The sequence below is a fragment of the Rhodococcus sp. ACPA1 genome (assembly GCF_002300195.1).
GTDB lineage: Bacteria > Actinomycetota > Actinomycetes > Mycobacteriales > Mycobacteriaceae > Rhodococcus_F > Rhodococcus_F opacus.
In genome coordinates this window covers 1-767 of record NZ_NSDX01000025.1, presented here as the reverse complement: position 1 = coordinate 767, position 767 = coordinate 1, and the positions used below count along the sequence as shown (strand labels likewise).

General features: G+C 69.1%; 1 pseudogene. It reads left to right on the top strand.

Features of this window, described 5'->3' with window-relative positions:
- Window positions 1–767 (top strand): annotated as a pseudogene (locus CJ177_RS46495) (GGDEF domain-containing protein); the annotation flags it as partial.

Genomic DNA, 767 nt, shown 5'->3' with positions numbered 1-767 from the left:
GAGCCGGGCGCGGTGTTGCGGGTGCTCGCCTACCGTGGTCAACCACCCGTCCCGGACACCTTCGCCCCCGGTACCGACTCCCAGCCCGGATACGCGGCCGCCACCGATCAGATCATCATCTGCCCCGACCGGTACGCGAGCACCGGTTCTCCACCGAAGCCATGCAGGCCCGAGGGCTACGGAGCGGGGTCTGCATTCCCATCGGCGCCGAGACGGTGTGGGGTGTGCTGACCGCGCACAGTGCCCGCCCCCGCGACTACTCCGACCGGGAGGTGATGTTTCTGCGCTCGGTGGCCGCGGTGCTGGCGGCGGCGATCCGGCGCATCGAGGCAGAAGACGCGCTGCGGCATCTGAGCCTGCACGATTCATTGACCGGGCTACCGAACCGTGCCCTGGCGCATCAGCAGATCGACGCCGCCCTGGACGCAGCACGCGGAAGCGGGCGCATGGTTGCGGCGTTGCTGATCGATCTCGACGAGTTCAAGAGCCTCAACGACCGGCTCGGCCACGCTGTCGGCGACGACGCCCTCATCCGGTTGGCCGAACAGCTGCAGTCGGTCGTGCGCCCCGCCGACACCGTGGCCCGGATCGGTGGCGACGAATTCCTCATCGTCTGCCCCGACACCACCACCACCGAGGCCAACGCCCTCGCCACCCGCATCACCGAACTGCACATCGGACCCGACTCGCCCGGACGCGAACTTCGCTACACCGCCAGCGTCGGCATCGCCCTCGCCCGACCGGAAGACACCCGAGTAACGCTCATC